Source organism: Thermorudis peleae (assembly GCF_000744775.1).
GTDB lineage: Bacteria > Chloroflexota > Chloroflexia > Thermomicrobiales > Thermomicrobiaceae > Thermorudis > Thermorudis peleae.
Genome location: NZ_JQMP01000001.1, coordinates 475,786 through 500,590, shown reverse-complemented (window position 1 = coordinate 500,590; position 24,805 = coordinate 475,786). Strand labels below are relative to the sequence as shown.

Annotated in this window: 25 protein-coding genes; 5 read left to right on the top strand and 20 right to left on the bottom strand. The window is 60.7% G+C overall.

Annotation, left to right across the window (positions count from 1 at the left end; all coding sequences use genetic code 11):
* The first annotated feature begins 84 nt into the window (after positions 1 to 84).
* Genes N675_RS02300 through N675_RS02280 form a run of 5 tightly spaced genes read left to right on the top strand, consistent with a single transcriptional unit; the run spans position 85 to position 5,864 of the window.
* The gene (locus N675_RS02300; RefSeq protein ID WP_051913879.1) at positions 85 to 1,521 is read left to right on the top strand and encodes a branched-chain amino acid ABC transporter substrate-binding protein; all 1,437 of its coding nucleotides are present in this window, start codon (positions 85 to 87) and stop codon (positions 1,519 to 1,521) included.
* Between the two features lie 45 nt (positions 1,522 to 1,566).
* Positions 1,567 to 2,634 (top strand): branched-chain amino acid ABC transporter permease, encoded by a 1,068-nt coding sequence (locus N675_RS02295; protein WP_156100778.1) that lies wholly within the window; start codon positions 1,567 to 1,569, stop codon positions 2,632 to 2,634.
* A gap of 24 nt (positions 2,635 to 2,658) precedes the next feature.
* Positions 2,659 to 4,335: a branched-chain amino acid ABC transporter permease gene (locus N675_RS13405; protein WP_051913877.1), complete on the top strand. Its 1,677-nt coding sequence runs from the start codon at positions 2,659 to 2,661 to the stop codon at positions 4,333 to 4,335.
* Positions 4,322 to 5,167, top strand: a complete 846-nt coding sequence (locus tag N675_RS02285) for an ABC transporter ATP-binding protein (protein WP_051913875.1) — start codon at positions 4,322 to 4,324, stop codon at positions 5,165 to 5,167. Before N675_RS13405 ends, N675_RS02285 begins: the two co-directional genes overlap by 14 nt.
* Complete coding sequence (locus tag N675_RS02280; RefSeq protein ID WP_038037671.1) at positions 5,148 to 5,864, top strand: ABC transporter ATP-binding protein; 717 nt, start codon at positions 5,148 to 5,150, stop codon at positions 5,862 to 5,864. Before N675_RS02285 ends, N675_RS02280 begins: the two co-directional genes overlap by 20 nt.
* Positions 5,865 to 5,871: 7 nt before the next feature.
* Here N675_RS02280 and N675_RS02275 read toward each other — a convergent pair whose 3' ends face one another.
* The 20 genes from N675_RS02275 to N675_RS02180 form a co-directional block, all read right to left on the bottom strand.
* The gene (locus tag N675_RS02275; RefSeq protein ID WP_038037670.1) at positions 5,872 to 6,792 is read right to left on the bottom strand and encodes an NAD(P)-dependent oxidoreductase; all 921 of its coding nucleotides are present in this window, start codon (positions 6,790 to 6,792) and stop codon (positions 5,872 to 5,874) included.
* 59 nt (positions 6,793 to 6,851) lie between these two features.
* A complete protein-coding gene (locus tag N675_RS02270) occupies positions 6,852 to 7,517 on the bottom strand; it encodes a sortase domain-containing protein (RefSeq protein WP_038037669.1) in 666 nt (221 codons plus the stop codon).
* 19 nt (positions 7,518 to 7,536) lie between these two features.
* On the bottom strand, positions 7,537 to 10,065 hold the full coding sequence (locus N675_RS02265) for a right-handed parallel beta-helix repeat-containing protein (RefSeq protein WP_038037668.1): 2,529 nt from the start codon (positions 10,063 to 10,065) through the stop codon (positions 7,537 to 7,539).
* 69 nt (positions 10,066 to 10,134) lie between these two features.
* Positions 10,135 to 10,932 (bottom strand): flagellar basal body rod protein FlgG, encoded by a 798-nt coding sequence (flgG, locus tag N675_RS02260; RefSeq protein WP_038037667.1) that lies wholly within the window; start codon positions 10,930 to 10,932, stop codon positions 10,135 to 10,137.
* A 40-nt stretch (positions 10,933 to 10,972) separates the two neighbouring features.
* The gene (locus N675_RS02255) at positions 10,973 to 11,497 is read right to left on the bottom strand and encodes a flagellar hook capping FlgD N-terminal domain-containing protein (RefSeq protein ID WP_051913873.1); all 525 of its coding nucleotides are present in this window, start codon (positions 11,495 to 11,497) and stop codon (positions 10,973 to 10,975) included.
* A 13-nt stretch (positions 11,498 to 11,510) separates the two neighbouring features.
* Positions 11,511 to 12,551 (bottom strand): flagellar hook-length control protein FliK, encoded by a 1,041-nt coding sequence (locus N675_RS02250; RefSeq protein WP_197066253.1) that lies wholly within the window; start codon positions 12,549 to 12,551, stop codon positions 11,511 to 11,513.
* Positions 12,552 to 13,073: 522 nt separating this feature from the next.
* Positions 13,074 to 13,493 carry a flagellar basal body rod protein FlgB gene (flgB, locus tag N675_RS02245; RefSeq protein WP_038037665.1) on the bottom strand — a complete coding sequence of 140 codons (420 nt, stop codon included), beginning with the start codon at positions 13,491 to 13,493 and terminating at the stop codon, positions 13,074 to 13,076.
* Between the two features lie 2 nt (positions 13,494 to 13,495).
* Positions 13,496 to 14,521: a peptidoglycan DD-metalloendopeptidase family protein gene (locus N675_RS14810; RefSeq protein WP_038037664.1), complete on the bottom strand. Its 1,026-nt coding sequence runs from the start codon at positions 14,519 to 14,521 to the stop codon at positions 13,496 to 13,498.
* A complete protein-coding gene (gene fliJ / locus N675_RS02235) occupies positions 14,518 to 14,991 on the bottom strand; it encodes a flagellar export protein FliJ (protein ID WP_038037663.1) in 474 nt (157 codons plus the stop codon). The genes N675_RS14810 and fliJ overlap by 4 nt, the downstream gene beginning before the upstream one ends.
* Positions 14,988 to 16,343, bottom strand: a complete 1,356-nt coding sequence (locus N675_RS02230) for a FliI/YscN family ATPase (RefSeq protein ID WP_038037662.1) — start codon at positions 16,341 to 16,343, stop codon at positions 14,988 to 14,990. Before N675_RS02230 ends, fliJ begins: the two co-directional genes overlap by 4 nt.
* A complete protein-coding gene (locus N675_RS02225; protein WP_038037661.1) occupies positions 16,327 to 17,028 on the bottom strand; it encodes a FliH/SctL family protein in 702 nt (233 codons plus the stop codon). The genes N675_RS02230 and N675_RS02225 overlap by 17 nt, the downstream gene beginning before the upstream one ends.
* On the bottom strand, positions 17,021 to 18,040 hold the full coding sequence (gene fliG / locus N675_RS02220; RefSeq protein WP_081886772.1) for a flagellar motor switch protein FliG: 1,020 nt from the start codon (positions 18,038 to 18,040) through the stop codon (positions 17,021 to 17,023). The genes N675_RS02225 and fliG overlap by 8 nt, the downstream gene beginning before the upstream one ends.
* Positions 18,041 to 18,044: 4 nt before the next feature.
* Positions 18,045 to 19,622 carry a flagellar basal-body MS-ring/collar protein FliF gene (fliF, locus tag N675_RS02215; protein ID WP_038037660.1) on the bottom strand — a complete coding sequence of 526 codons (1,578 nt, stop codon included), beginning with the start codon at positions 19,620 to 19,622 and terminating at the stop codon, positions 18,045 to 18,047.
* Between the two features lie 25 nt (positions 19,623 to 19,647).
* Positions 19,648 to 19,953 carry a flagellar hook-basal body complex protein FliE gene (gene fliE / locus N675_RS02210; RefSeq protein ID WP_038037658.1) on the bottom strand — a complete coding sequence of 102 codons (306 nt, stop codon included), beginning with the start codon at positions 19,951 to 19,953 and terminating at the stop codon, positions 19,648 to 19,650.
* 14 nt (positions 19,954 to 19,967) lie between these two features.
* Positions 19,968 to 20,429, bottom strand: coding sequence for a flagellar basal body rod protein FlgC (gene flgC / locus N675_RS02205; protein ID WP_038037656.1), 462 nt, complete (start codon positions 20,427 to 20,429; stop codon positions 19,968 to 19,970).
* Positions 20,430 to 20,579: 150 nt separating this feature from the next.
* Positions 20,580 to 21,218, bottom strand: coding sequence for a sortase (locus tag N675_RS13400; protein WP_051913872.1), 639 nt, complete (start codon positions 21,216 to 21,218; stop codon positions 20,580 to 20,582).
* Positions 21,219 to 21,243: 25 nt separating this feature from the next.
* Positions 21,244 to 21,615 (bottom strand): flagellar protein FliT, encoded by a 372-nt coding sequence (locus N675_RS02195; protein ID WP_197066252.1) that lies wholly within the window; start codon positions 21,613 to 21,615, stop codon positions 21,244 to 21,246.
* A 12-nt stretch (positions 21,616 to 21,627) separates the two neighbouring features.
* A complete protein-coding gene (gene fliS, locus N675_RS02190) occupies positions 21,628 to 22,017 on the bottom strand; it encodes a flagellar export chaperone FliS (RefSeq protein ID WP_038037652.1) in 390 nt (129 codons plus the stop codon).
* Between the two features lie 18 nt (positions 22,018 to 22,035).
* Positions 22,036 to 24,057, bottom strand: coding sequence for a flagellar filament capping protein FliD (fliD, locus tag N675_RS02185; RefSeq protein WP_051913870.1), 2,022 nt, complete (start codon positions 24,055 to 24,057; stop codon positions 22,036 to 22,038).
* Between the two features lie 35 nt (positions 24,058 to 24,092).
* Positions 24,093 to 24,437 (bottom strand): flagellar protein FlaG, encoded by a 345-nt coding sequence (locus N675_RS02180; protein ID WP_038037650.1) that lies wholly within the window; start codon positions 24,435 to 24,437, stop codon positions 24,093 to 24,095.
* Between the last annotated feature and the right edge of the window lie 368 nt (positions 24,438 to 24,805).

The window sequence follows — 24,805 nt, the reverse complement described above, 5'->3', positions numbered from 1 at the left end:
TGTCACCGAGGCACAGGGCAGTGTTAGAATCGCCGCCAGACAGGACAGCGTAGCGGAGCTCGATGCCGAGGGGAGATGGGTGTGATGCGGCAGAAACGCGGATGGCTGTGGTTTGTCATGATGCTGTCGCTTGTGCTCGTCGCCTGTGGGCAACAAGCGACGCCGACGACAGCGCCGGCTGCCCAGCCCAGCCCGACGAAGGCTGCTGCAGCCTCGCCAACGGCCGCCACTTCGGCTGCCACAGCTACGACCGGGCAGGCAGCGAGCCCGACGGCAGCGGCTACGGCACAAGGGACAGCGCAAGCGGGGGGACAGACGCTGCAAGGGCTGATCCAGTCGCTCCGCAGTGCGACGCCGAAGTCTACTAGCCAAGCCCCACAGGATCCCCTGGGGGTGGTGAAGATCGCATCAGGGCAGCCGATCGTCCTAGCCTACGCCCTGACTCTCTCTGGACCAGATTCCGCTCAGGGTATTGACCAGAAGCGCGGCGTTGAGATTGCCGTCGATGACATTGGTGGGCAACTTCTCGGCCATTCCATCCAACTGGTCGGCGAAGACGACGGCTGTAGCCCCGACGGCGGACAATCGGCCGGCTCTAAGCTTGCCGCAAACCCACAGATCGTGGCCATTGTTGGAACCTCGTGCTCATCGGCCGCCCGCGTTGCGGCTCCGATCATCGACCGCGCTGGCATGGTCATGGTCTCGCCTTACAACACCGCACCTGACTTGACTGACCCCGCCAAGCACGTCGCGGGGTACTTGCGCACTGCGTGGAACGACAAGGTACAGGGCAAGCTCGCGGCTGAATTTGCCTGGAACGTGCTCAAGGTCAAGACCGCGGCAACAGTGCATGATGGCACCCTCTATCCACAGCAGCTAGCGAGCGTCTTCGCTCAGGAGTTCCAAAAGCTTGGCGGACAGGTCGTTGACCAAGAAGCAATCAATCCGGACGACACCGACATGCGGCCAATGCTCACGCGCATAGCTTCGCACAAGCCAGAGCTGATCTACGCGCCGGTTTACGCTAAAGCTGGCGGCTTTATTGCGCGACAGCTCAAAGAAGTTTCCGGGCTCGAGAATACGAAGCTCATGGGAGCTGATGCGCTCTTTACAACCGACTTCGTCCAATCGGCAGGCGATGCCGTTGTTGGCGTCTATGTCAGCGGTCCGGATCTCTCCTCGTTCGGCTCGGCGTACCAGCAGTTCGTGCAGAAGTATCAGCAGAAGTACGGTGAGAAACCGATTGGCGGTTTCCACGGGCAGGCCTATGACGCAGCGATGATGATCTTCAACGCGATTGCGAAGGTGGCGGTGCAGGGCTCGGACGGGACGCTCTACATTCCGCGCAAGGCGCTGCGGGATGCGCTCTACGCGACCAAGAATTTCCCAGGGCTGACTGGTAATCTGACCTGTGATCAGAATGGCGACTGTGCTGACCCACATATCGCGGTTCGCCAATTCACGAGCACGAACACGAGCAACTGGCCAGATTCGGCAACCAAGAAGGTCTACCCGTCATGAGGTAGCTGAGCCTGCCAATACGGGACGAACACATGGGAGGTATCGGTGGCAACGACGACACAACAGGCAGCAGTCACGCGCAACCGGCATGTTGATGCGAGCCAGGTCATTGCCTGGGTCATCGGTGTTCTCCTTGTCATCCTGGTAGTCGTTGGCTCCTATCGCACGCTGATGCTAGGCCGCTACACCCCGGCTCAGTGGCGCGACTTCATCACATTTGGCATTGCGCAAGGCAGCATCTACGCCTTGATCGCCTTGGGCTATACCATGGTGTACGGCGTCCTGCAGATGATTAACTTTGCTCACGGCGAAGTCTTCACCGGTGGGGCTTTCGCTTCTTACTTCTTCGTCAACGCGCTTGCCCAATCGGGTTTCCTGAAGGCCCACCCGTTTCTGACGCTTATCGCTGGCATCCTCGTCGCTGCGGTCACGTCGATGACGATTGCGGTGCTGGTTGAGCGGATTGCCTATCGTCCCTTGCGCTTTGCCCCGCGACTTGTGCCCTTGATTACAGCTGTTGGGGCGTCGTTCTTCCTCCAGTACACCTACCGGGGGTTTTTTGGCTCAGGTGTGAAGGCCTTCCCAACGTTTCCGGTCTTGCGTGGCACCCTCTTTGGTATCCAGCGTACGCTCATTGTCGCGTTTATCGGAGCACTCCTGACCTTGCTGATCTTGTTGGTCTTCCTGCGCTATACCCGCACCGGATTGGCGATTCGCGCCGTTGCGGAAGACCTCGAGGCAGCGGCTCTGATGGGTGTCAACGTCGATCGAACGATTGCCAGCACGTTTGCTGTTGGCGGGGCGATGGCTGGCGTTGCCAGTGTCCTCTACGCTTTACTCTTCCCGCAAGTTCAGTTCTTCATGGGGTTCCTGCCAGGAATTAAGGCGTTTACGTCGGCTGTCCTTGGCGGTATCGGCAACTTGCCAGGGGCGGCGCTCGGCGGGCTTGTCTTAGGCATTGTTGAGTCAGTCGGTCCAAGCTTGATCCTTGACGGGCTGGGTATTCCAGCGGCTCACCAGCTCAAAGACGCGATTGCCTTCAGCATTCTCGTCTTGATTTTGATCTTCCGGCCGACTGGCCTGCTTGGCGAGCGGGTCGCCAGCCGGGTCTAAGCCGGGAACAGAGGGAGTAGAGTCATGGCAGCAGCACGCCGCACACTGTTCTTCGGCCTGATCGCTACGGTTGTGCTCTGGCATTTAAGCCTCGTGGGAATGATTCAGGCGTTTGCCCAGCGTGCGCTGGTTGGGCGCACTGTTACAGTGAGCATGGTGCTGATTCTCGGCACGATGTTCCTGATGGGCTACCTGGCCTCCCGGGTGCTGGTTAGCCCACTCGTTCGCCTCGTCGTTGCCACTGGTGTGGGCGGGATCGCAGGCATTGGCACTGCACTCCTCGCGCTCCTGATCACCCATGTCCAAATCGGCCCAATCTTCATCGCCGCAACACCGCAGCTAGCCAACACGCTGACGTTTCAGCGCGGGCCAACCGCTGCTGGCATCCTGGCTGATCTGGTTGGGGGGCTGGCGGCTGGATTGCTTGGTGGGGCGCTGACGCTCTTGCCTGCCGCAGCTCGCCGCATGGTGACGAGCTCGCTTGCTATCGTCTTACTCCTCGGACTCCTTCGCGACGTGATTGTTGCGATCTTGCCCCCAAGCATCGGGCAGGCAATCTACGGCGCTGTCGGTCTCTCACTCACCGGCGCCATCGGCTTGTTTATTCTCTTCCTTGTGCTCTTTGGTATCCGCGAAGGCATCCGGCAGCGGACATCGCGTACCACCGCGCAGTCACGCGGATTCACACGGGTGCAGCGTACCGTGGCGCTTGTTGTCCTCTTGCTTTTCCTGGTAACGTTTCCCCTCTGGGCAAAGCTCTTCCTGAGCAACGTTGCCGACTTTGTTGGACTCTACATTCTCATGGGGCTTGGCCTCAATCTCGTGCTCGGCTTCGCTGGCTTGCTTGACCTTGGCTACGTCGCTTTCTTCGCCGTCGGTGCCTACACCATGGGTGTCCTGACCTCGCCTGACCTTGGCCGCTTCTCGTTTACCTTCTGGGAAGCGCTGCCCTTTGCCATGATCTTCGCCGTGCTCGCTGGCATCCTCATCGGTCTACCTGTCTTGCGGATGCGCGGCGACTACCTTGCGATCACGACGCTGGGCTTTGGTGAAATTGTCCGCTTGCTCTTCCTCTCTGACTGGCTGAAGCCTTATGTTGGTGGCGCCCAAGGCATCACGCGTATTGCCCGGCCATCACTCGGCCTCTTTCATTTCACTCAGCCTCAGCACTTCTACTACCTCATCCTTATCGGCTGTGCCATCGCGTGGTTCCTGTCAGTTCGGCTCCGCGACTCACGTATTGGGCGCGCTTGGCTAGCGATTCGTGAGGATGAGGTCGTTGCTCAAGCGATGGGTATTAACCGTGTGACGGCCAAGCTCCTTGCATTCGGCATTGGCGCCTCCTTCGGTGGGTTAAGCGGCGCGCTGTTCGCATCGCTCGTCGGTTCAGTGGTGCCAGCGAGCTTCCAGCTGCTCGTCTCAGTGAATGTCGTAGCGTTGCTGATCATTGGTGGCATGGGCAGTTTGCCGGGCGTTGTCGTCGGCGCGCTTGCTCTTGTCGGGCTGCCCGAGATGTTGCGCGAGTTCCAGGAATATCGTCTCCTGGTTTATGGGGCGGTTCTCATCCTGATGATGCTCTTCCGCCCAGCTGGGCTCTGGCCTGAGCAAGTGCGGGTGCGCGAGCTTCGGGAGGCTGAAGAAGCCGCCCGGGCACAGACGGCCGCAGAAGTGGTAGGAGTTGCGTCCGATGGCAGCGACTGAGCCAGTCCTCAGCATTCGCCAGCTGACCAAGCGCTTCGGTGGCCTGGTCGCTGTGCGCAACATTGACCTCACCGTTGCCCCGCAAGCGATTCACAGCGTCATCGGCCCCAACGGCGCGGGGAAGACCACGCTCTTTAACTGCATCACTGGCTTTCTCCGGCCAGAAGAGGGCGGCGTCTGGTTCTTGGGCCAGCGCATTGATGGCCTCCGCCCCGACCAGATCGCTCGTCTTGGCATTGCCCGAACGTATCAGACAATCCGGCTGTTCCGTTATTTGACTGCGCTTGACAATGTGCTGATCGGTATGCATCCGCACATTCACTACAGTGCGTTCGCTGCCATCTTCCACACGCGTGCTTATCGCGAGGCAGAGGCCGCGGCGTTGCGCGAAGCGCGTGAACTCCTTGCCTTCGTCGGGCTGCGTGGCCGTGAAGCTGTCGTTGCCAGTAACCTGCCTTATGGCGACCAGCGACGGCTCGAAATCGCTCGTGCGCTTGCACTCCGGCCCAAGCTACTTCTTCTTGACGAACCGACGGCCGGCATGAACCCAAACGAGACCGCGGAGATGGCAAAGCTGATTCGCCGCTTGCGCGATGAACGAGGAATGACCATCCTGTTGATTGAGCACGATATGAAGTTTGTCATGGACCTGTCGGATCTCGTGACGGTGCTGGACTTCGGCGAGAAAATCGCTGAAGGGCCTCCAGCACTGGTGCAGCGTGATCCACGGGTGATTGAGGCGTATCTTGGGCGCGGCGCAGCCTCCGGGCTCAGCGCTCCGTCTGCGCCGCTTTCGAACGATGGAGCAGGCGATGCCACTGCTCACGCTTGATAATGTCCATGTCTATTACGGCTTAATTCACGCGTTGAAGGGGATTTCGCTGACAGTTGAGGCGGGCGAAATCGTCACGCTCCTCGGCGCAAATGGTGCCGGTAAGACAACGACACTTCGGGCAATCTCCGGCCTGCAGCGGCCGCGAGCCGGACGAATTGTGCTCGACGGCCACGACCTCACGGCGCTCCGCCCACACGAAGTCGTCGCGCTTGGCGTCGGCCACGTGCCGGAAGGTCGCCGCATTTTCCCGCGCCTGAGTGTTGAGGAGAATCTCGCACTCGGCGCCTTCACCGTGCGAGACCGGGCGACGATCGAGCAGCGGCGGGACGAAGTCTTTACCCTGTTTCCTCGTCTTGCCGAACGGCGGCACCAGCCCGGTGGCACGCTCTCCGGCGGTGAGCAGCAGATGCTAGCCATCGGCCGTGCCCTGATGCTCAAGCCGCGCATTCTTCTGCTCGACGAGCCGTCGATGGGGCTCGCGCCAGTGGTTGTCGAGAATATCTTCGATGTGTTGCAGCAACTGAATGCCCAGGGGACGACGATCTTACTTGTCGAGCAGAACGCGCGGATGGCGCTGGAGATTGCTCATCGCGGCTATGTCCTGGAGACCGGCCAAATTGTCCTGAGTGGTCCGGCTGCTGAGCTGGCCAGTGATCCCAAAGTCCAGGCGGCATACCTGGGGGCACGCGAATAAGCTCAATCTATACCTCACTGCGCGCGCTCCGCGCGAAGTGGACGCCAGCGAAGCGGGCGACGGCACGTGCAATATCGGCTGCTGGTGCAAGGTGCGGATTGCGCACGCCTGATGAGATCGAGAACTGGTAGGCGAGCGCGCTCAGCGGCACCGGACAGTCTAGGTCAGCCCCAAGGCGCAACACCCGCTCGAGATCGTGACGCAAGCGTGCCAGTGATTCCTGCTCAGGTGCTGGCGTTTGCCCGAGGAGGTAAAGGACGCTCTCATGCCATAGCGGCCAGCCGCCAGTGCTCGCACGCACCACGTCCGCAAGCGCGTCCAGATCTGCGCCAGCGCGCGTAGCGAGGGCTAAGGCTTCGCCGAATACGACGAGCGAGACACCCGTGAGGAGCTGGGTAAGCAGCTTTACCAGTTTTCCCATCCCCGGATCACCGACGCGGTAAATCGACTTCGCAAACACCTGCAAGAGCGGCAACGTGCGCTCGAAGACTTCCGGCGTTGCCCCGACCATCGCCGTCAACTCTCCACGCAGTGCGCTCGCTGGTGCACCACTGACCGGAGCGTCGACCAAGGCGACACCACGGAGCGCCGCATCGACGGCCAGCTGTTGCATCGTCATCGGCGTTGCACTGGTCAAATCGATCACCATCGCACCGGGACGCAGCCGGTCAAGCGCGCCTTCTGGCCCACTGAAGAGTTCGAAGAGCGCGGTGTCGCCGTCCAGCAACGTCAGCAAGATATCGACCTCTTCAGCGACGAGCAGCGGCGTCGGCAGGGCAATCGCACCCAGGGTCTCGAGCGCCTCCACAACTTCACGGCGATGGTCGGCAACGAGCACCTCATAGCCGTGGGCGAGCAGCCGCTGCACGATGGCGCGCCCGAGCGGGTCAAGCCCGATAAAACCGAGTCGCAGTGTCTCCTCTGCCATGCCCACCCCCTTCATGCCTCTGGCTCTGAGAAGATCATGCCCGAAGCAAGCGGCCTGCGCTAGGAGCGGGTAGGCGCCACACGTTCAGCACGGATGATTAAACGCTGGTCATACCGGCCCGTCTCCGGATTATAGTTTCCGGCACAGGTGATGAGCGTCACTGTTTCCTGTGGTGTAGCTCCAAGAATTTGATCAACCGGCGCGTTGTGCTCGTCAACGACCCAACGCGCACTGACGCGATAGTGCACGAGCCGGCCATCGACGAGTTGCAAGGTCACTGGAGCGCCCAGTGGCAGCTTCCAGAGGTTCCAAAAGACCGCTGGACCAACACCAGCATAATCGACGTGACCCGCTAAGACGATGTTGCCGCCGCTGTCTGGCAGCGCACTGAAGGCATACCAGGCAACGACGCTTGGACCACTGGGGGCTTCCATCTCGCGCTGCGGCGTGAGCGAGCGTGTCTCGACCGGCGCGTTGACGCCGATATCCGGAATGAGCACACGGGCAATGGGCACGCCGCGGTTGGGTGTCGGCGAGGGGGGTACGGTTGGTTGCGAAGGGGTTGGAGTTGGCAAGCGCACGCTCACAGCTGCTGGCCGCGGTGTCGGCGTTTGGGCAGGCGAGAGGACATGGGCAAGATGGGCGCCGCCGTAGCCGGCGAACATGCCAACGAGCCAGGCGAAGACGCTGCCAAGCGCAAGCTGCGCGAGCCAGCTCCGGGCCATGCCTCGCTCCGTGCTGCAGCTAGCGCACCCGACGTCGTGGTGCCACCGTCACGGCGACCGCACCAAGGAAACTTGCGCCCCCTAGCCCGATGAGTCCGAAGCCAAGCTGTACTTGGGCAGGATTGCCCAGTACTTGACCGGTACTCGGCAGCGTAATCGTCGGCGTAGGCTGTGGCTGAGTCCCAGTTGCTACTCCACTCGTCGGCGTTGGCGTGATGCCGCTCGGGGGAGCAACGATAATGCCAGGAATTGGTGTCACGGTGAGAACAGTTGGCGTTGGTGTCACGCTTGGCGTCGGCATTACAGTCGCCGTTGGGGTCGCAGTCGACGTGCTCTGCGGTGTCGCGGTCGGTGTTGTTGTCGGCACTGCTGGTGTTACAGTGCTTGTTGGGGTACTCACCGGCGTCCCCGTCGCAGTTGGCGTTGGCGTTAGGCCCAGCGCGGCGAATTCAATCGCGCCAATGTCACAACCTTTGCCTTGCGGCCGCACCTGGTGCAGTTGGTCGTCCTTGGGGCAGGACTTGGACGCCGCATCGATCGCTGGGCTACTGGCGGCGAGGAGGTAATACCGCTGCTCGCCTTGACTCAACTGGCCGCCGAGCTGTGGATCTGTCCCGGGAAGATCGCCTTTGCCGTTCAGCTGGCAACTTCCGTCATCATCGAGGTTGCCGCCTTTTGAGGACATAGCGCCGCCGCAGGACTGCGGGGTGTTATCAGCCAGGAGAACACCACCGCCGAAGATTGTCGTACCGCCGACCGCGGTATAGACTGCCCCGCCAGCTGGCGCTTGGTTAGCTGCAAGCGTGCTGAAAGCGAGGGTTGCGGTGCCGCCTGGCTCGACGAAGATGCCGCCACCGCCAGGAGTTGTGCCGCGGTTGGCACCGATGGTGCTGTTGACGATGGTCAGCGTCCCTCGGGCGTCGGCCCCACCGCCAGCCGCGCCAGCTTGATTGCCCCACAGCGTGCTGTGGTCAAGCTGGGCTACTGCATTCGGCTCGATCACGATACCCCCACCGGCGCCATTGCGCACGACGTTGCTATCCACTGCGCTATCGCTGAGCATGAGCGATGCCTGATCAGCGAGGTAGATGCCCCCACCGAGGTCGTTTGCTACATTGCTTGTAATGCGGCTATGGCTCTGGACAACAGCTTTACTGTTGGTATCCCCACCCAACCAGAGCCCGCCGCCCTGCGACATAGCCGTATTGCCCTGTACAAGCGCGCGGCCGAGCGAAAGTGTGCCAGCGCTCCAGATGCCACCGCCATATCCGGCCGTATTACCGGTCACGCTCACGCCAGCAGGGTTATTACTCACTTGTGAGCCGTCAATGATCAGCGTACCACCTGCTTGGTTGGCGATGCCGCCGCCGTGGCCAGCCCCTGTCGCTTTGTTCGCCACCACCTGCGACCCAGCCAGCAACTGCAATGCCGCACCCTGCAGAACAAGCGCCCCGCCACCGTCGCCGCTGGTCGCGCTGTTGCCGTTCAGCGTCACTGCATAAAGCTTGACTGGTTTGGCCGACGTGCTGCCATTCACCGCAACGGCGAGACCGCCGCCAGCACTTGCTTGATTCTGCTGGATGGTTGCCGTGTAGAACTCGGCCTGCTGGAGGCTCTGCCCCAACCACACCCCACCGCCTTGCTCATCGGCTTGGTTGCCTTGTATGGTCATCTGTGCAAGGAAGGCTTGTCCACCCTCGAGTGCCAGGCCGCCGCCATTGCCGTATGCCGTATTGTTCGTTACGGCAAAAGCTGGGCCACTGCTATGGACTTCTCCGCCTGTGCTGAGCAATCCGCCACCATCGCCGCCCAGTGCTTGGTTGGCGGTGAGGGTCAGCTGGGCAATCCAGAGCACACCGCTATTCGCAATGCCTCCGCCGGACTGCGCGCTATTCGCTGACACAATGACCGGCTGAGCATCGCCGATGGTGAGCGTCCCCGTGTTGGCAAGTGCACCGCCACTGCCGTTCGGGGCCTGCCCGCCTGTCAGGACGACGTCGTTGAGCTTCAGTGTCCCAGCATTACGCACCAAACCGCCATTGGCGTCAGCCGTACCTCTGCTGCCCGGTGCACTGCCGTTCTGCAGTGTTACGCCTTGCAGGACGACAATTGCACCAGTTTGTACATCGAGGATGCGATCGCCTGGCGTATTCCCCCACTGGATAGTGGTTTTGCCAGATCCTGCGCCGAGGATTGCCAGCGTGCCACCCTGCTTGGTGACGTCGAGGTCGCCAGTTGCGTTCGTGTCGTCGCCCGCACCTGGAGCATCGAGGAGATAGGTACCAGCCCCAAGCTGGATCGTGACATCTCCCGGCGTCGTGTTGGCAGCCGAGATCGCCGCACGGATCGTGGGGTAGCTGGTTGCACCGGTCGGGGTTGGTGTTACAGCGCCAGCGGCTGGCACAGTTGGCGGGACGTAGAACACGACGCCCGTGCTGGTTGTCTGTCCACTCGCTTGACCGGTATAGACTAAGAATGCCCCGCTCCCGCTCAAGATGAGTGCCAGCACAACCAAGCCTGCTCGCAGCCAGCTTCGCCCGCTGCCCATTGCCCCTCCCTCGGCACCACTGTTCACCTTGTCCCCAGCCACTTTGGCCGTCGTTGTCCGCAACGTGATTTAGCGTCTGAGATTCACCAGTTCCTGCAACATCTCGTCCGATGTTGTGATGGTGCGCGCGTTGGCCTGGAAGCCGCGTTGGGCCAGGATCATGTTGGTGAATTCCTGTGCCAGGTCGACGTTACTCATCTCAAGGTAGCCGCTTGCGATTAACCCGCGTCCATTCGTTCCCGGCGCACCAGCATTCGCTGTACCGGAGTTCGGTGTTTCGGCGAAGAGGTTTTGGCCAACCTTGCTCAAGCCAGCTGGGTTGGCAAACGTAGCAAGGCCGATCTGGGCAATTTGCTGCTGGTTGCCGTTCGCGTCAACACCGACGATGTTCCCCTGCTGGTCAATGGTGAACGAGACGATCGTGTTTGGGATGTTGATCGTATTGCCACTTGCATCCAACACGTGCATACCTGTGGCCGGATTTACCAGATCACCATTGGCATCAGTCCCGAATGCTCCATCGCGAGTGTAGAACTTATTGCCGGAAGCATCCTGCACGATGAAAAAGCCATCCCCTTGGATCGCAAGATCGGTCGGCTTCCCGGTCATCTGCAGTGCGCCCTGTGTCTGGATGGTGTCGATCGCCGCGATTGATGCGCCCAGTCCAATCTGCTCGGGGTTAATGCCGCCGAGGTTATTGCCGGGTGCACCCGCGCCGTGGATCAGCTGATAGAGCACGTCGGTAAAACGAACACGGCCTTCCTTGAACCCGGTAGTGTTGACATTGGCAATATTGTTGCCGATCACGTCCATCCACGTCTGGTGAGCCCGTAGGCCAGAAATTGCTGAGAAGAGCGATCGCATCATGGGGGTCTACCTCCTTTTCCTCTTGCACTCCACACACGCATTACGACGACGGCGCTGCCCCATTTGTGTTCGTCGTTGATGATGTCCCGCTCGTTATGCCCGCCGCGCCTGTGTTCTCGGTGGACGAGCTGGGCTGGTCGGCGCTTGCTGGAGCAGTGTCGGCAACGCTTGCGACGTCATCCAACGGCAGGTCTTTGTCACCGATATGCAACACTGCTTTGCCGTCCTTGAGCGTGACACGCTCGACGGTGCCCACGACCTGTTCGCCGGTGTCGGGCACTGTGCCGGTGACATACTTGCCGACGAGTCCCACTGCTGACAGCTGGATCAGCGTCTCGAGTGTCTGGTTCACTTGTTGCATCTGCTCAAGAGCATTGAGCTGGGCAAGCTGGGCAATAAAGTCGCGGTCTTGCATTGGATTTAACGGATCTTGGTTCCGCAACTCGGCGACGAGCAACATCAGAAAAGCCTGCTTATCGAGCATTGTCGTTGGCGAGCGCACCGTTGTCGCCGGTTGCCCGGCGCTGCTGCTCGTGCTTGTCGCTGCCGTGCCGCTTACACTCATGTTCCCACCCCCTTCATGCCCAATAGTCGACGGTTCGTGGAGTCTCATCGCGTGTTGGCGGTTCAGGCAGCAGTGGTTGGCTGGATTCGTCCGGAAACCTCTGCTGCCAGCTCGCTCTCGTATTCCAGGGTGAGGCATCGTGCTGCCGCTGGCTGGAGGCATCCGACCAGCTGTTCCAACTGCTCGCTCCCGACGGCGTGCCATTGGTGTCGGCCGTTAGTGATGGCGCGACCTCAATGCGATGCACAGTGAAGCCGTGCACCACCAGCGATTGACGCAAATCGTCGAGACCACGGATCAGTGCATCCCGGACCGCATCGTGGGGAGTTGCGAACGAGATGCGCAGCACACCCGCTGACTCGCTCAAGCGCACATCGATGACACCGAGCGATGGTGGCTCGAGGCGTACCCGCACGACGCGAAGCCCGCTTGCCAGCGCACGCTGCACCTGCTCAAATGCCTGGGTAACGGCCTGATCGACAGGCTGCGCTTGGGATAGGTTGCCAGTAGCGCCGATCGAGTGATGGCTGGTCAGTCCATGCGACTGTCCTGGAGTGAGTACTGCGAGGGGGGCGGCCGCGTCATGCACAGCTGTGACAGCACCTTGAAGCGCATTTGCATGGTCTGCTTCCGCCGTCGCATGCATGCCGTCACTCCCACGATGATCGACCAGAGCAACGACGGCATTCAGCGAATGCGCTTGGGCCGACGGCTGTCCCTGCGCTTGTCCAGTTGCAGCGGTAACAGCATGGTGTTCGGGAGCATTGGGAGCCAGCTGGGCCACTAATGTCGCCGTCGGGTGCGACGGCTCGGCTGTTGCCATCCCAGGCGCGGGCATAGCCACAGCAACCGCCCCACGCGACACCTCATCCTGCGTCCCATTCACGAGGGGTATCGGCCCAGGATGACCTGCACTCGTCGCTACCCCTGCTGTATTCGCTTGCGGCAACTCTGCGAGGGTATACCCGGGTGGCGTTACCGTAGCTTGAAGAGGGCCAGTATGGTTGGTTACTGGAGCCGCACTTGGCTGACCCGACGACAGTACACGCACCACAGCGGGTTGCTGTATGCTCGGTTGCCCGCGCGTGCTTGCGATCTCAGCAGGCTCCTGTATTTGTGGCAACGGTGCTGCCGTTGCTAGGGGAGCTGTGGCCGAGGCCAGCGCAGCCGAATTGTTCGCATGCGCTACGACTGTTGCGGAGGCGTTGAGCATGTCTTGGCTTGCTACGTCAGATGCTGGGGGCGGTTCAGCACTTGGAGACGTCGCCGGTAGGGTTAGCGGGAACAGCCCGGCCAGTGCTGCCAACGAGGCTGCGTGCTGACCCTGCGGCATGTGCGATGACACCGACGCGTCGTCATGTTTGGCTGGTGTGGAGTTGCCAGCAGGTGACTCAGCTCCCAAGTGCCCTGCGGTGAGGGCAACCAACTGTGGCGCCTGAGATGGCCGCGCGAACAAAGCGAGGAGCACAGCAAAGAGTGAGGCAGTGTTCGATATTCCCTCACCAGCGCTCCCCTGTCGCGACGTCATCGCAGAGGGTGCTGGCGAAGAGACCAATCCTGCACGCTCGACCATGGTCTAGCTCCGTCCTTCACTGGCAATCAGACGCAGCATTGCCAGCCGCCGGGCCAATGCTTCCGAGACGGCCTCGTAGCGCACAGTTGTCTCCGCGAGCAGCCCCATTTCCCGTTCGACATCGACGTTGTTGCCGTCACTACGCACTTGCGTGCCCGTTTCTTCCACAACGACTGGCTGCACCTGTGAGGGATCGACACCACCCGCGAGCAGATGTCGCGCGTTGGTGCGAGCGAGCGGCAACTCGCCTGGGTTCAATGCCAGTGCACGCTGAAGTACGTCTTCGAACCGCACGGCTGACGCCTGGAATCCGGGCGTTTCGGCATTGGCAACGTTGCTTGCTGCCACTTCCTGGCGCAGTGACAAGGCATCGAGGGTACGCGTTAGGATCGGGATTGGATCGACTGTGAATGGTCCTGCCATGATCAGCCTCCTTGTTGCCATGCTCGATAGATCGCCAGCACCCGAGCAACGTAGGCCTGAGTCTCGGCTATATTTGGCACGCCTCCTGCTGCGTCGACAGCTGCCGGCCCGGCGTTGTAAGCCGCGAGTGCGAGGGCGAGGTTGCCCTGGTAGCGTGCGAGCAACGATTGCAACAGCCGTGCTCCACCATCGATGTTCTGCGCTGGGTCAAAGGGGTCGGTAACGCCGAGCGCCGCAGCGGTGCTGTCCATGAGCTGCATGAGCCCCTTAGCACCCGCCGATGACACCGCCAAGGGACTGAAGCCCGACTCAACCTGAATCACGGCTGCGAGCAACGCAGGATCGAGGCCATAGCGCTGGGCACTTTGCGCGATCAGATTGGCATAGGGGATAGCGGCAAGACGCGCGTTTGCTGCAGTTACCGACGTCGTGGTCGGCACCGGCGTGGCTTGGAGATACGGCAATGGATCGATCGGCTGACCGTTGCGCCGAATCTCGTAGTGCAAGTGCGGGCCAGTGGATGCGCCGGAGTTACCGGACTGGGCAATAACATCGCCCTTATGCACTACCTGACCTGGCTGGACGAGAGCTGCCTGGAGATGGGCATAGAGCGTCGTTGTTCCATCAGGATGACAAATCTCAACGCGCAGTCCATAGCCCCCCGCCGGACCAACAGCACTGACAACACCATCGGCGGTTGCCTGTACCGGCGTTCCAACAGGGACGGCGAGGTCGATGCCGGTATGCACCTGCTCGCCTGGCAGGAGATTGCGGGGGCCGAACGTCGAGGTGATTTGGCCATGTACCGGCCAGCTCCCACGCAGTTGTTGTTCAGTGGTTGTCCCGCTTGCCGCCGTTGTCCCGCTGCCGACAGCCATGCCGGTTGCCGGGACGACACCGCGTGCCGCGAGTAGGGCCCAGAATTGCGCTGCGCTGCCAGTGCTTGGTCCGAGTTGGGGAGAACGGATGCCAAAGCCTGGCGGGAGTGTGGCGAGCAGATCAGGCGAGAGTACAATGCCACTGCTCATACGCCCTCCTCAGGGTTGATCTGTGCGCGATAGCGTTGCAGCGCGGCCTCGTCCAGTTGTTGCAACTCACGCTGCTGCATGTGACGATGGAGCAGGTGTGACCAACGGTCATAGAGCCGTTCGATTTTGCGCTCTTCTTTGCGCTCCGTGAGGAGGCGATCGCGCGCTTGTGCTTCTTCTACCTGAGCAACGGCCAAGTGATCCTGGGCACGCTCAGTCTGTTCATTCAGCCAGCGGAGATAGACAGCACTAGCGTCGAGCAGGGCTGGCTCGATCACCTGTCCACCAGTGCGTTCAACATTGCGCCCGAGCAGATATCGCGTCTGATCGAGACGCTCAAGCTGAGCCTCCCAGCTAAGTACCAGATGCGTTGCTGCAGCCAGTTGCTGTTGCGCTTCCGTTGTGCGCTGGCGCCGATAATCAAGCAGGCGCAGGAGCCGCTGGAGCCGCTGCCGGTTAACCGGCGTCATCGTTGTCCTCCCTCTCCTGGCACGTGATGAAGCACCTGATCAAGCTGTGCGAGCGTTTCGGCAAGCGTTGCAGTCTCATCTGGCCGTTGTTGGAGAAATGCTCGGACCTGGGGCATCAGCTGCAACACGCGGTCAAGTGCGGGATTTGAGCCGGGCGTGTAGGCGCCGATCTCGACGAGATCTCGTGCGTTTTCATATGTTGCCAGCACTTCGCGCAGTTCAGTTGCCAGTGCGTAGTGCTGTCGATCGACGATCTGCGTCATGACACGGCTGACGCTTGCGAGCACGTCGATCGAGGGGAAGTGGCCGCGATCGGCAAGTTGCCGGGAGAGGACAATATGGCCGTCGAGAATCGCCCGCACAGCGTCGGTCACCGGTTCGGTAAGATCGTCGCCCTCGACGAGCACCGTGTAGAAGGCGGTGATGCTACCGTGCTCACTGTTGCCAGCGCGTTCAAGCAGACGGGGCAAGAGCGCAAACACTGAGGGGGGATAGCCACGTGTCGTCGGCGGCTCGCCGGCTGCAAGGCCAATCTCCCGTTGCGCCATGGCAAGGCGGGTTACCGAATCCATCAACAGAACAACCCGTAAGCCTTGGTCGCGGAAATACTCGGCGATGTGTGTGGCAGTCCAGGCAGCTTTGAGACGCAGCAACGCCGGCTGATCCGACGTCGACACAACGACGACAGCGTGCTCGAGTCCTGCCGGACCAAGATTCTGTTCAATGAACTCCTGTACCTCGCGCCCCCGCTCGCCGATGAGCGCAATGACACGAACGTCGCAGTCGGCGTTGCGGCTGATCATGCCAAGCAAAGTACTCTTGCCAACGCCTGAGCCCGCGAAGATACCGAGTCGCTGGCCATAGCCGCAGGTGATGGCGGCATCGATCGCTCGCACACCGGTTGCCATGACTTGCCGCACTGGCTGACGACGCAGCGGATGCGGTGGCGCACCGTTGAGCCTCGCGCGCGCTCGCGTGGTAAGGGGTCCGCGACCATCGATCGGCCGCCCAAGGCCATCGATAACGCGGCCGAGCAACTCCCGGCCGACTGGAATGGTCAACGACTCTGGCGCCGGCACAACCCGACTGCCATGCCGCACACCTCGCAATTCAGCGAGCGGGATGAGAATGACTCGTTCGTTGTGAAAGCCGACGACTTCCGCGGCCAACCGTCCCTCCTCGGCCAAGGAGGGGAAAATGTGGCACAAGTCGCCGATCTCGAGATCGAGCCCAGTCGCTTCGACCGTTAGACCAATGCCACGCACCACTCGTCCGGCACGACTGATTGGGTCGAGCGTGCGCAGCCGAGTAAGCAAGGTGTCAATTGGACAATCGTTAGGGTACTGCGTCATCGCTGTCGACCTCTTCAAGCAATGCCTGCCGGATCGTCTCAAGCTGCGTGCGAATCCGTGCGTCGACAAAGCCAGTCTGGGTGCCCAACACACAGCTTCCGGGATCGACATGGGCGTCTGGGATGATTTCGATGGGCGGCTGTTCGCCCCAGATTTCTCGTATCCATGGCGTGATCGCAGCGACATCGCTCGGATGGACAAAGAGCTGAGTTAATGGCACCCGCGGTGCGCGTGCGACGGCTGCTTCCACCAGCCGTTGCAGGATAGTCGGATCATGCCGAATTTCGCGGCGGATAACGGCTTCGGCGATCGCGAGCGCGAGATGGACGAGCTCGTGCTGACAGGCGCGCCGCAACTCGTCTTCACGAAGGCATGCCCGTTCGACAATCGTGCGAAATCGGCCAATGGTCTGCTCAATCTCCGCTGTGAGTTGCTGCGCAGCTTCCTGGCTGGCTAGTGCGCGTGCTTGCGCGAGCAGGGCATCCCATGCAGCTTGCCGCTCCTGCTCAGCTGCAGCACGAATCGCCGCGGCTTCTTGGTGTGCTTGCGCGATGATTGCGGCAGCAGTCTCGTGAGCCTGCTGCAGCAGGCTCACTGCCGCGGCCTGATCGTGGGCCGAGGGCTGCGGCTGTACGATGTAGGCCTGCGCTTCTGGGCGCCAGTGTTTCAGCACACGCTTAGCCAAGGAGCCGCTCCTCCCCGCGCGCAATGACAATTTCCTCGGCCTCTTCGAGCCGACGCACAATGCTAACGATGCGTTGCTGCGCCTCTTCGACAGCGCGAATTCGCACTGGGCCCAAGTAGCTGATCTCTTCGCGGAGCAACTCAGCTGCCCGGGCTGACATATTGCTGAAGATGTGCTCCTTGAGGTCGTCGCGCGCAGCTTTGAGTGCCATCGCCAGATCGCGCATATCGACTTCACGCAGCACGCGCTGGAGTGAGCGGTCATCGAGCAGGATGAGGTCGTCGAAGGTGAACATGAGCTTGCGTACTTCTTCGGCGAGCTCAGGATCGGTTTCCGTCAGGCGTTCCAGAATGTGTTTCTCCGTGCTACGGTCAACAGTGCTGAGGATAGCGACAAGATGGCTGGTGCCGCCGACACTGCGGGTATCTTGCGTGATCAGCGAAGAGAGACGGCGGCGCATGATCTCTTCAACCCGGTTGATAATTTCCGGTGGGGTGCGATCCATTGTGGCAATCCGTCGCGCAACCTCGGCTTGCAGGTCCTCGCCGAGGTTGGTAAGTACCGCGGCAGCTTGTACCGGAGGCAGGTGGGAAAGGATCAGGGCAATCGTCTGTGGATGCTCATTTTGCAAGAACATGGCCATTTGCCGCGGATCAGACTTGCGCAAGAACTCGAATGGTGCAGGTGGGTGCATGGTCACCACGCGCTCGAGCAGCGCCATGGCCCGCTCTGGCCCTAGCGCCTTCGCTAACAGCTCACGGGCGTAGTCGACGCCGCCGGTTGCAACGTAGCGGTGGGCTAAGGCTAACTCATGCGCCTCATGAATGACCGCGTTGACTTCTTCGTCTGTGAGGCGTTCCATGCTCGCGACTTTGACGGTGAGAGCCTCGATCTCGTGCTCACGTAAGTGCTGCAGCACTTTGGCAGAGAGATCCGGCCCAAGCGCGACGAGCAGCGCTGCTGCCTTCGCTGGACCATTGAGTGTCTGCCGCGAACGCTGACTCACCGACATTGCCCTACTCCTCAGTCATCCAATGGCGGATGAGCTGGGCAACAGCAGCCGGATCTCGCCGTGCCAGTTCCTGCAATTCGCGGAAGGCCTGTGGCGGGCCTTCTGGTTGCGGCAGTTCAGCTGCCGCTTCGGCGGCATTGCCGCGGATTGGCGCAGTCGGTGCACTGGGCAGGAGTGGCTCAGTTGCGACCGCATACTGCGGTACTGGCGGCAATGCTTGGGCACGCTGGCTGGCAAGGACGCGCCAGGCGATCAGGAGTGCGACCAGTGGGATGAGGACGATCGCACCGTACTTCGCGATGCCGAGCGCACGACTCAACAGTGAGGGCTTCTCTACGGTCGCCTGGCCTGACTGTGCATTCACAAACGGCACCACGCTGACCGTGACAACATCGCCGCGCTCAGGCACGATACCTGCAGCTGCCGCGACCATATCGCGCACTTGCTGTGCTACCGTTGGGTCGACAGCCGCGCCGTTGAGTGCGACTGCAACAGACAGCCGCTGGAGTTGCCCCGGTGCTTGGATGATGTGCTCAACCTGACGAGAAAGCTCATAGTTTGTTGTCTGTTCATGCAGTTCACTGTGCTGCTGCGTCTGGCCGTTCGCTCCCTGCTGATACGACTGCACATTGCTATCCACGCCAGGTACGCCGGCGGCGTTGCTGGTTGTCCCGTCGGTACTCTGTACCCGCTCCTGCTGGCTCCGTACCTGGGGCTGCGTGCCGTTCGGCGAGTAAATCTCGCTGTCAACCTGACGCTGATCCCAGTTCATCGTCGCATGGACCTGCACGGCAGCATTGTTCGGCCCAACGACGCGTGCAACCATCGCCTGAAGCTGAGTGGCAAGAGCTGCCTCGTATGCACGTTGCTGCTTGAGGTGTTCGTCCATGCTACCAGCTGTTGAGCTGGCCTGACCGCCGTCCCAGATAGGATTGCCCGAGTCATCAACGACCGTAAGGTGACTCGGATCAAGTCCGGGAACCGCACTTGCCACAAGGTGGACAATGCCCTGCACCTGATCGTCGTTGAGGCGGCGTCCGGGTTTGAGCTGGAGCACGACTGCCGCACTCGTCGGCTGCTGTTGATCGGTGTAGAGCGTTTGCTCAGGCAGGACGATATGTACTCGGGCACTTTGGACAGCATCGAGTCGGCCAATCGTTCGCTCGAGCTCACCTTCAATCGCTCGCTGATAGTTGACACGCTGGGCAAAGTCGGTCATGCCAAACGAGGATTTATCGAACAGTTCGAATCCGAGGGTCCCGCCTTTCGGCAGCCCGGCCGTGGCAAGCGCGAGGCGGACATCAGCAACCTGATCGGACGGTACACTGACCGTCGTGCCATCAGCACTAAGCTGATAGGGGATATTGTGCTGGCGCAGGTAGTTGACGATTGCTGCGGCATCGTCGCTGGAGAGGCCAGTGTACACGGGCACGTAGCGCTGCGGTGGCTGGATCAGCATGAGCAAGGCGACGGCGAAGATCGCCGTCAGGATAATGCCGATAATTGCCACCCGTAGGTTGGGGGAGAGTCGTTCCCACTGGCCCCGCAATGCCCGAATTTGGGCGACGAGCCGATCGACCACTGCTCCGCGCCCCTTTCGTCCTGACCTAGACGCTCATGCCCATGATTTCGCGGTAGGCATCGAGCGCGCGGTTGCGCACTTGCATCGCCAGCTCTAGGCCAATTGAGGCAGTTTCGAGCGCAACCATGACATCGTGCACGTCAACCGGCTGGCCAGCCGCGAGCGCGAGTGAGAGTTGATCAGCCTGCGTGATAGAGCCGTTAAGCTGATCGAGTGCCTGGCCAAGGAGTTGCGTGAACGAGGCTGCCGGTTGGGTTACGGTACTTGTGGTACCGACGCCTGCAACAGGCAGGAAATTGGCAGTAATGGGTGCGATTGGAGTGATGCTCATCCTTGCCCTTCTCTCTAGGCTCGGCCAATGGACAGAGCGCGCAGTGCTGTGGCCTTCAGCGCATTGAACACGGTCACGTTCGCCTCATACGCGCGCGTTGCCGCGAGTAGATCGGTCATCTCGGTAACAACGTCGATGTCCGGATAACGCACGTAGCCGTTCTGGTCGGCATCGGGGTTTGTGGGATCGTAGACCTGTTTAACAGCATTGGGATCCTGCCGAATACCGACGACCATCACGCCACGCGCCGCGCTCGGTGCCGGCGTAGCCGCAGCCAGCTGAGTGCTAAGCAACGTAGCGAACGGCTGCGTCGGCGCTGGTTCGGCCATGAAGACGACTTGTCGGCGCAAGTAGGGTCCGCCCTGAGGCGTACGCGTCGTATCGACATTAGCAATGTTGCTGGTGATTACATCCATTCGCAGACGTTCGGCAGTGAGCCCAGACAGGCTGGCATGCATTGCATCGAAGATTCCCATCCAGCTTCCCTCCCTCGCATCCGCATTGCCGAATGGGCGCCTCGCGCTTCTAACCGTAAGGCAGAAGCAGCTCAGCAAGCTATCGCCTGGCAGTGGCAAGCTCACTCAGGAGGAAAGTCCCAGCAGAACAGTACTTTGTACTCCTGCGGGTTAGGCAGCGGATTCGACGCGCTGGGCACGGACGACGATGCGGCGGTGATATTGTCCATCTGGCAGGCAGGTGATGAGGGTGAGTTGCTCCTGTGGTGTCTGACGGAGTATCGTTCGGTCATCTTCTGGCACGATTGTGACATCAATGACGCGGTAGGTGAAGACGCCGTCGGCACTGCGGACAATAACGAGGTCGCCCGGGCGCACATCGCCAAGCCGCGCAAACAGGCCGGGGCCGGTTCGCGTGTCAACATGGCCGGAAATGGCAATATTGCCTGGCTCACCAGGGTTTGCCGTGCCGAGCAGATGACCAAGCGCGTGCTCTGGTACTGGCCAATACCACTGACCGTGGTCGACCGTAGAGGCGACCGAAGTGACCGGTGCGTCGAGTCCAAGGCGTGGGATTTGCAATTCGTTGGGTGGGGCAGTGCGCAGGCGTGCAACGAGCGCTGTCGGAATGGCACCCTTGCGGGTCGCCGTTGCGACTGCCCGGGGGGTTGGTGTTGGCGTTGGGGATGATCGTGGACTTGGGGTTGCTGTCGGGAGAGCTTGAGCCGCGGCGTTCTCTCTGCCGACTGTAATGGTGATGTGGACGGGAAATTGGCAGGCCGAGATTAGCAGAGTGGCAAAGCAGAGCATGACAAAGATGCCCAGCGGCCACGTGTTAGATCGATTGGTCGAACAGCCTCGCCCGCACTGCATGGCTCGTCGCACGGTAATACCCATCGGCTAGCCGCTGAGCCTGCGCAAGCGAGGCCAGCTCCGCCTGTAGTCGCTCACACACGGCAAGCACACGCTCGCGCAGCGCGGCATCCTCCTCGCGCGCTTCTTGCAGGGCCTGGCCAAGTGCTTCACGCTCGGCCGGAGTCAATGCTCTGGGGTCAAGATTGGCAATATCGGCCAGCAATGCACCACGCTCACGCAGCACGGCTTGGCAGCCTTGCCAGTCGCCGATTGTGGCGCATGCGCGCAATCGTGCTGTGAACGAACGGAGTCGGCAGGCCAGGGTGAGTGGCCACGTTGTGTCAGGCACCATCGTGGTCATCCCCTAGCGCGCACCGGCGAGAACCGGCGCCTCGCCCCTGGCAATGGCTTCCCAGGCACTCAGCAGTTCCTCAAGCAGACAGCGAACTTCGTCCACAATGCGCGCATCTTTGCGTACGTTTGCCTCGATCAGCCGGCGCTGCATATAGTCATAGAGACGTCCAAGGTTGACGGCGATCTCTCCAGCGTCAAGATTGAGGCTTCCCATCAGCTCGGCGATGATCGCTTGGGCACGGAGGAGACGATCATGAGCTTGCGGCACATCATGCTGGTGGATCGCCTGCTCGGCTTCGGTAAGGAAGCGGATAGCGCCGCGATAGAGCAAGACGACGAGATCAACTGGTGAGGCCGTTTCGACACCGACCTGGCGGTACCGCGCATAGGCGTAGGACATCGGACGCCCCCTTCCCTCTTACGAGCCTGATGCATTCGACGATGACGCTGCTTGGCCAGCGCCGAGGAAGCTTGGAATCTGCATCCCGAGCTGGGCACTCTGCTGCATCATCTCAGCGAGCAGGGCTTCAAGCTGGGCAAATTGCTGGATCAACTGCTCACGCCGCTGGTTCAGCCGGTCTTGATAGACGAGAATCTGGTCGTTGATGTCGCGTAATTGCTGCTGATACGAGTCGCCCCGGGTGGCAATCATGCCGCTTGGGCCGACGGTACTCTGCAGGTATTGGGCAAGGCTGCTGAACACGCCAGACTGGTAGTTGACGGTGATCTGTGACTGTGCACCCGTGAAGCTGCTGGCAGCAGTGACAATCATGCCGGGGATGAGTGTGCTGCTCGTGGCGCCTGGGGCAAGGGTCTCGGTGCGTGTCGAACGCAACGTATTGGAGGCATCATAGAACTGCGCGGTGAAATGTCCAGCGCCATCGGACGTGATCACGTAGTGGCCGCTTGCAGTGATGCCGGTCGGTGAGCCATAGGCGTTCGCAATGTCACCGGGTGTTGACAGTGTCGCGCGTGACGTCGCGCCAAAGAGTTCAAAGACCGCGTTTGGATTCGTCGCGAGCGCGGCGCGGAGCTTGCTTTCGTCAAGCTGGAGCTGGTTCGTTGTACCGACAGCCGAGCCGACGGGACCGAAGCTAATGCCGATATCAGCAAGTGACTTGAATGGCCCGCTCACGTTGGTCGCGGGGGAGGTGACGAGCCGACGCAAGGTTGCCTCGAGCATGAGTGCTCCGCTGTCGCCGAGTAGCGGGCCGGCCTGTTTGGTGTCGGCATTGTAGGCAGTCTGCTGATCAAGGTAGGACAGCACGCTGTTGAATTGATCAACAAACTGCTTGACTGCGGCGACAGCATTGTCAGCGTTTGGGGCAATGCTGAAAGTGTAGGGTGTACTGGTGGTGCGCGTGAGGGTGAGCGAAACGCCCGGGATCGCATCGTTGATGGTATTACTCGTGCTGTACTGCCATGTTGTACCGCCGTCAAGGCTATAGACGGCGTTCTGGCCCAGTTGCTGGGCTGACGGGTTAATGTTTAGGGCAGCCAGCAGGTTACCGGTATCGCTGAGGCTGATCTGCTGGCTCCCGGTGGTGCGGCTGGTCAACGTTAGCCGGTCAGTCTGTGTGTCATAGCTGGCGATCACATTCGCTGTTGAAGCGTTAATCTTGTTGATAATCGTGCCCAATGTATCAGAAGTGGGATCATACGCGATCTGGACGCCGTTGATCGTTAGTGTGCCTGGACTCGTGATGGGTGTAGCAAAGCTAGCCTGGGCAAGCGGCAGATCTGTGCGAACGGCGACCAGGCTACGGGTGCCGGTGATGGTATCGCCGCTGCGTGGTGCAGCAAGAAGGCTCGTAGCGCTCAAAAAGTTCGATGTGTCGCCCCCTGAACCGAGCTGAATTGGTCCGCCTGGCGTCGTAGCCGTCAACGCTAAGCGGCTTCGGCCATCGACAGTGACGAGCGAGGCGGTGACCCCCGCACCGCTGCTATTGATTCGGTTAATGACATCGTTCAGGGTATCAGTATTGGGATTGACACTGATGCTGACACCATTAATCGTAAACGTGCCAGCGGTGACAGCCGTGCGGAAGGCATCGTTTTTGAGCAATGCTGTTGGGTCGATGTCAGCGGCCATTGGCCCGCTGCTACGGGCAACCGTGCTCGTCGCCAGTTGGTTGATAAGAATACTGTAGGTGCCTGGGGTAGCAGACGGACCGGCGGTGGCAGTGAATGGCGGCGTGCTGTCACTTGGCTGTACGGTATAACCGATGACCGTAGCACGCTGAAGCAGGGATTGGGTCGTGGAAAGGAGACTATTGAGCCGGTTGCCAAGCTCTTGCCAAATGCTCTGTTGGGTCTGAATCTGCGACTGCTGTTGCTGGAGTTGAGTAATTGGCTGCTGATAGGACGTTAAGAGCGCATTGATGATTGATGTTGTATCCAGACCCGAGCTAATACCGTCAAAGCGTATCGTGCTGCTCACTCCGCCGATCCTTTCCTGCCATCGCCGTGCACAATCTAAAGCATGCCGAGTTCACGCAGGAATGCTTCGGCACGTCCTGGCGGAATTTCCCGAATGACCTCGCCAGTTCGCCGGTCAACAACTTGCACGACGTAGTTACCGATCCCGCGACTGACGTAGTAACGGACGTAGACGTCGCTTGGCATCCGGCGCACCGCCTGAGGGTCAAGGCTGAGGTCGAGCGTATGCGGTGGCCCATGGCGTGGCGGCTCGACTGGCGAGGGCTGGCGCGACGGCTGATTATTCGTCGATGTCGCCTGTTGGACTGCCTGTCCAGGCTGACCTCCCTCAGCAGCACCTGTCGCCCCAATTGGTGGAATTGCGTCAACCGGCGGTACCATCGATGCCCTTCCCTCAGACCATGTGACGAATGCTGCGTAACTACCCTTCCTCCACCAACTATCGGCACACTGGGCAGAAAGTTAAGGGCTGGTCACTTCGGCCAAGCCCTGGGGCCGTCACATTGGTCAGCCACTCGCAAGCGCAACAAGGCGGTTGACCTGATGTCCGTTAAGAGCGACTTCATCCGCTGGGTGAGAGACATATGGGTTGGTTTGCTGCAACGCCGCGGCTGACGTCGTCTGGAAGTAGCGCACTGCTTCTTGAAGCGCTTCAGCGATTGCTGTCAGATGCTCGGCTTCGATGCCGATATTCTGCAGCTGCATCGTCATTTCCTCAGCTGCAGCCGAAACTTGCTCGGTAGCACTTG

Excerpts from the sequence above, each read along its gene's own strand:
- N675_RS02300 (WP_051913879.1), top strand. The coding sequence starts at position 85 with ATGCGGCAGAAACGCGGATGGCTGTGGTTTGTCATGATGCTGTCGCTT.
- N675_RS13405 (WP_051913877.1), top strand. The coding sequence starts at position 2,659 with ATGGCAGCAGCACGCCGCACACTGTTCTTCGGCCTGATCGCTACGGTT.
- N675_RS02285 (WP_051913875.1), top strand. The coding sequence starts at position 4,322 with ATGGCAGCGACTGAGCCAGTCCTCAGCATTCGCCAGCTGACCAAGCGC.
- N675_RS02280 (WP_038037671.1), top strand. The coding sequence starts at position 5,148 with ATGCCACTGCTCACGCTTGATAATGTCCATGTCTATTACGGCTTAATT.
- N675_RS02275 (WP_038037670.1), bottom strand. The coding sequence starts at position 6,792 with ATGGCAGAGGAGACACTGCGACTCGGTTTTATCGGGCTTGACCCGCTC.
- N675_RS02270 (WP_038037669.1), bottom strand. The coding sequence starts at position 7,517 with ATGGCCCGGAGCTGGCTCGCGCAGCTTGCGCTTGGCAGCGTCTTCGCC.
- N675_RS02265 (WP_038037668.1), bottom strand. The coding sequence starts at position 10,065 with ATGGGCAGCGGGCGAAGCTGGCTGCGAGCAGGCTTGGTTGTGCTGGCA.
- flgG (WP_038037667.1), bottom strand. The coding sequence starts at position 10,932 with ATGATGCGATCGCTCTTCTCAGCAATTTCTGGCCTACGGGCTCACCAG.
- N675_RS02255 (WP_051913873.1), bottom strand. The coding sequence starts at position 11,497 with ATGAGTGTAAGCGGCACGGCAGCGACAAGCACGAGCAGCAGCGCCGGG.
- flgB (WP_038037665.1), bottom strand. The coding sequence starts at position 13,493 with ATGGCAGGACCATTCACAGTCGATCCAATCCCGATCCTAACGCGTACC.
- N675_RS14810 (WP_038037664.1), bottom strand. The coding sequence starts at position 14,521 with ATGAGCAGTGGCATTGTACTCTCGCCTGATCTGCTCGCCACACTCCCG.
- fliJ (WP_038037663.1), bottom strand. The coding sequence starts at position 14,991 with ATGACGCCGGTTAACCGGCAGCGGCTCCAGCGGCTCCTGCGCCTGCTT.
- N675_RS02230 (WP_038037662.1), bottom strand. The coding sequence starts at position 16,343 with ATGACGCAGTACCCTAACGATTGTCCAATTGACACCTTGCTTACTCGG.
- fliG (WP_081886772.1), bottom strand. The coding sequence starts at position 18,040 with ATGTCGGTGAGTCAGCGTTCGCGGCAGACACTCAATGGTCCAGCGAAG.
- fliE (WP_038037658.1), bottom strand. The coding sequence starts at position 19,953 with ATGAGCATCACTCCAATCGCACCCATTACTGCCAATTTCCTGCCTGTT.
- flgC (WP_038037656.1), bottom strand. The coding sequence starts at position 20,429 with ATGGGAATCTTCGATGCAATGCATGCCAGCCTGTCTGGGCTCACTGCC.
- N675_RS13400 (WP_051913872.1), bottom strand. The coding sequence starts at position 21,218 with ATGCTCTGCTTTGCCACTCTGCTAATCTCGGCCTGCCAATTTCCCGTC.
- N675_RS02195 (WP_197066252.1), bottom strand. The coding sequence starts at position 21,615 with ATGGTGCCTGACACAACGTGGCCACTCACCCTGGCCTGCCGACTCCGT.
- fliS (WP_038037652.1), bottom strand. The coding sequence starts at position 22,017 with ATGTCCTACGCCTATGCGCGGTACCGCCAGGTCGGTGTCGAAACGGCC.
- N675_RS02180 (WP_038037650.1), bottom strand. The coding sequence starts at position 24,437 with ATGGTACCGCCGGTTGACGCAATTCCACCAATTGGGGCGACAGGTGCT.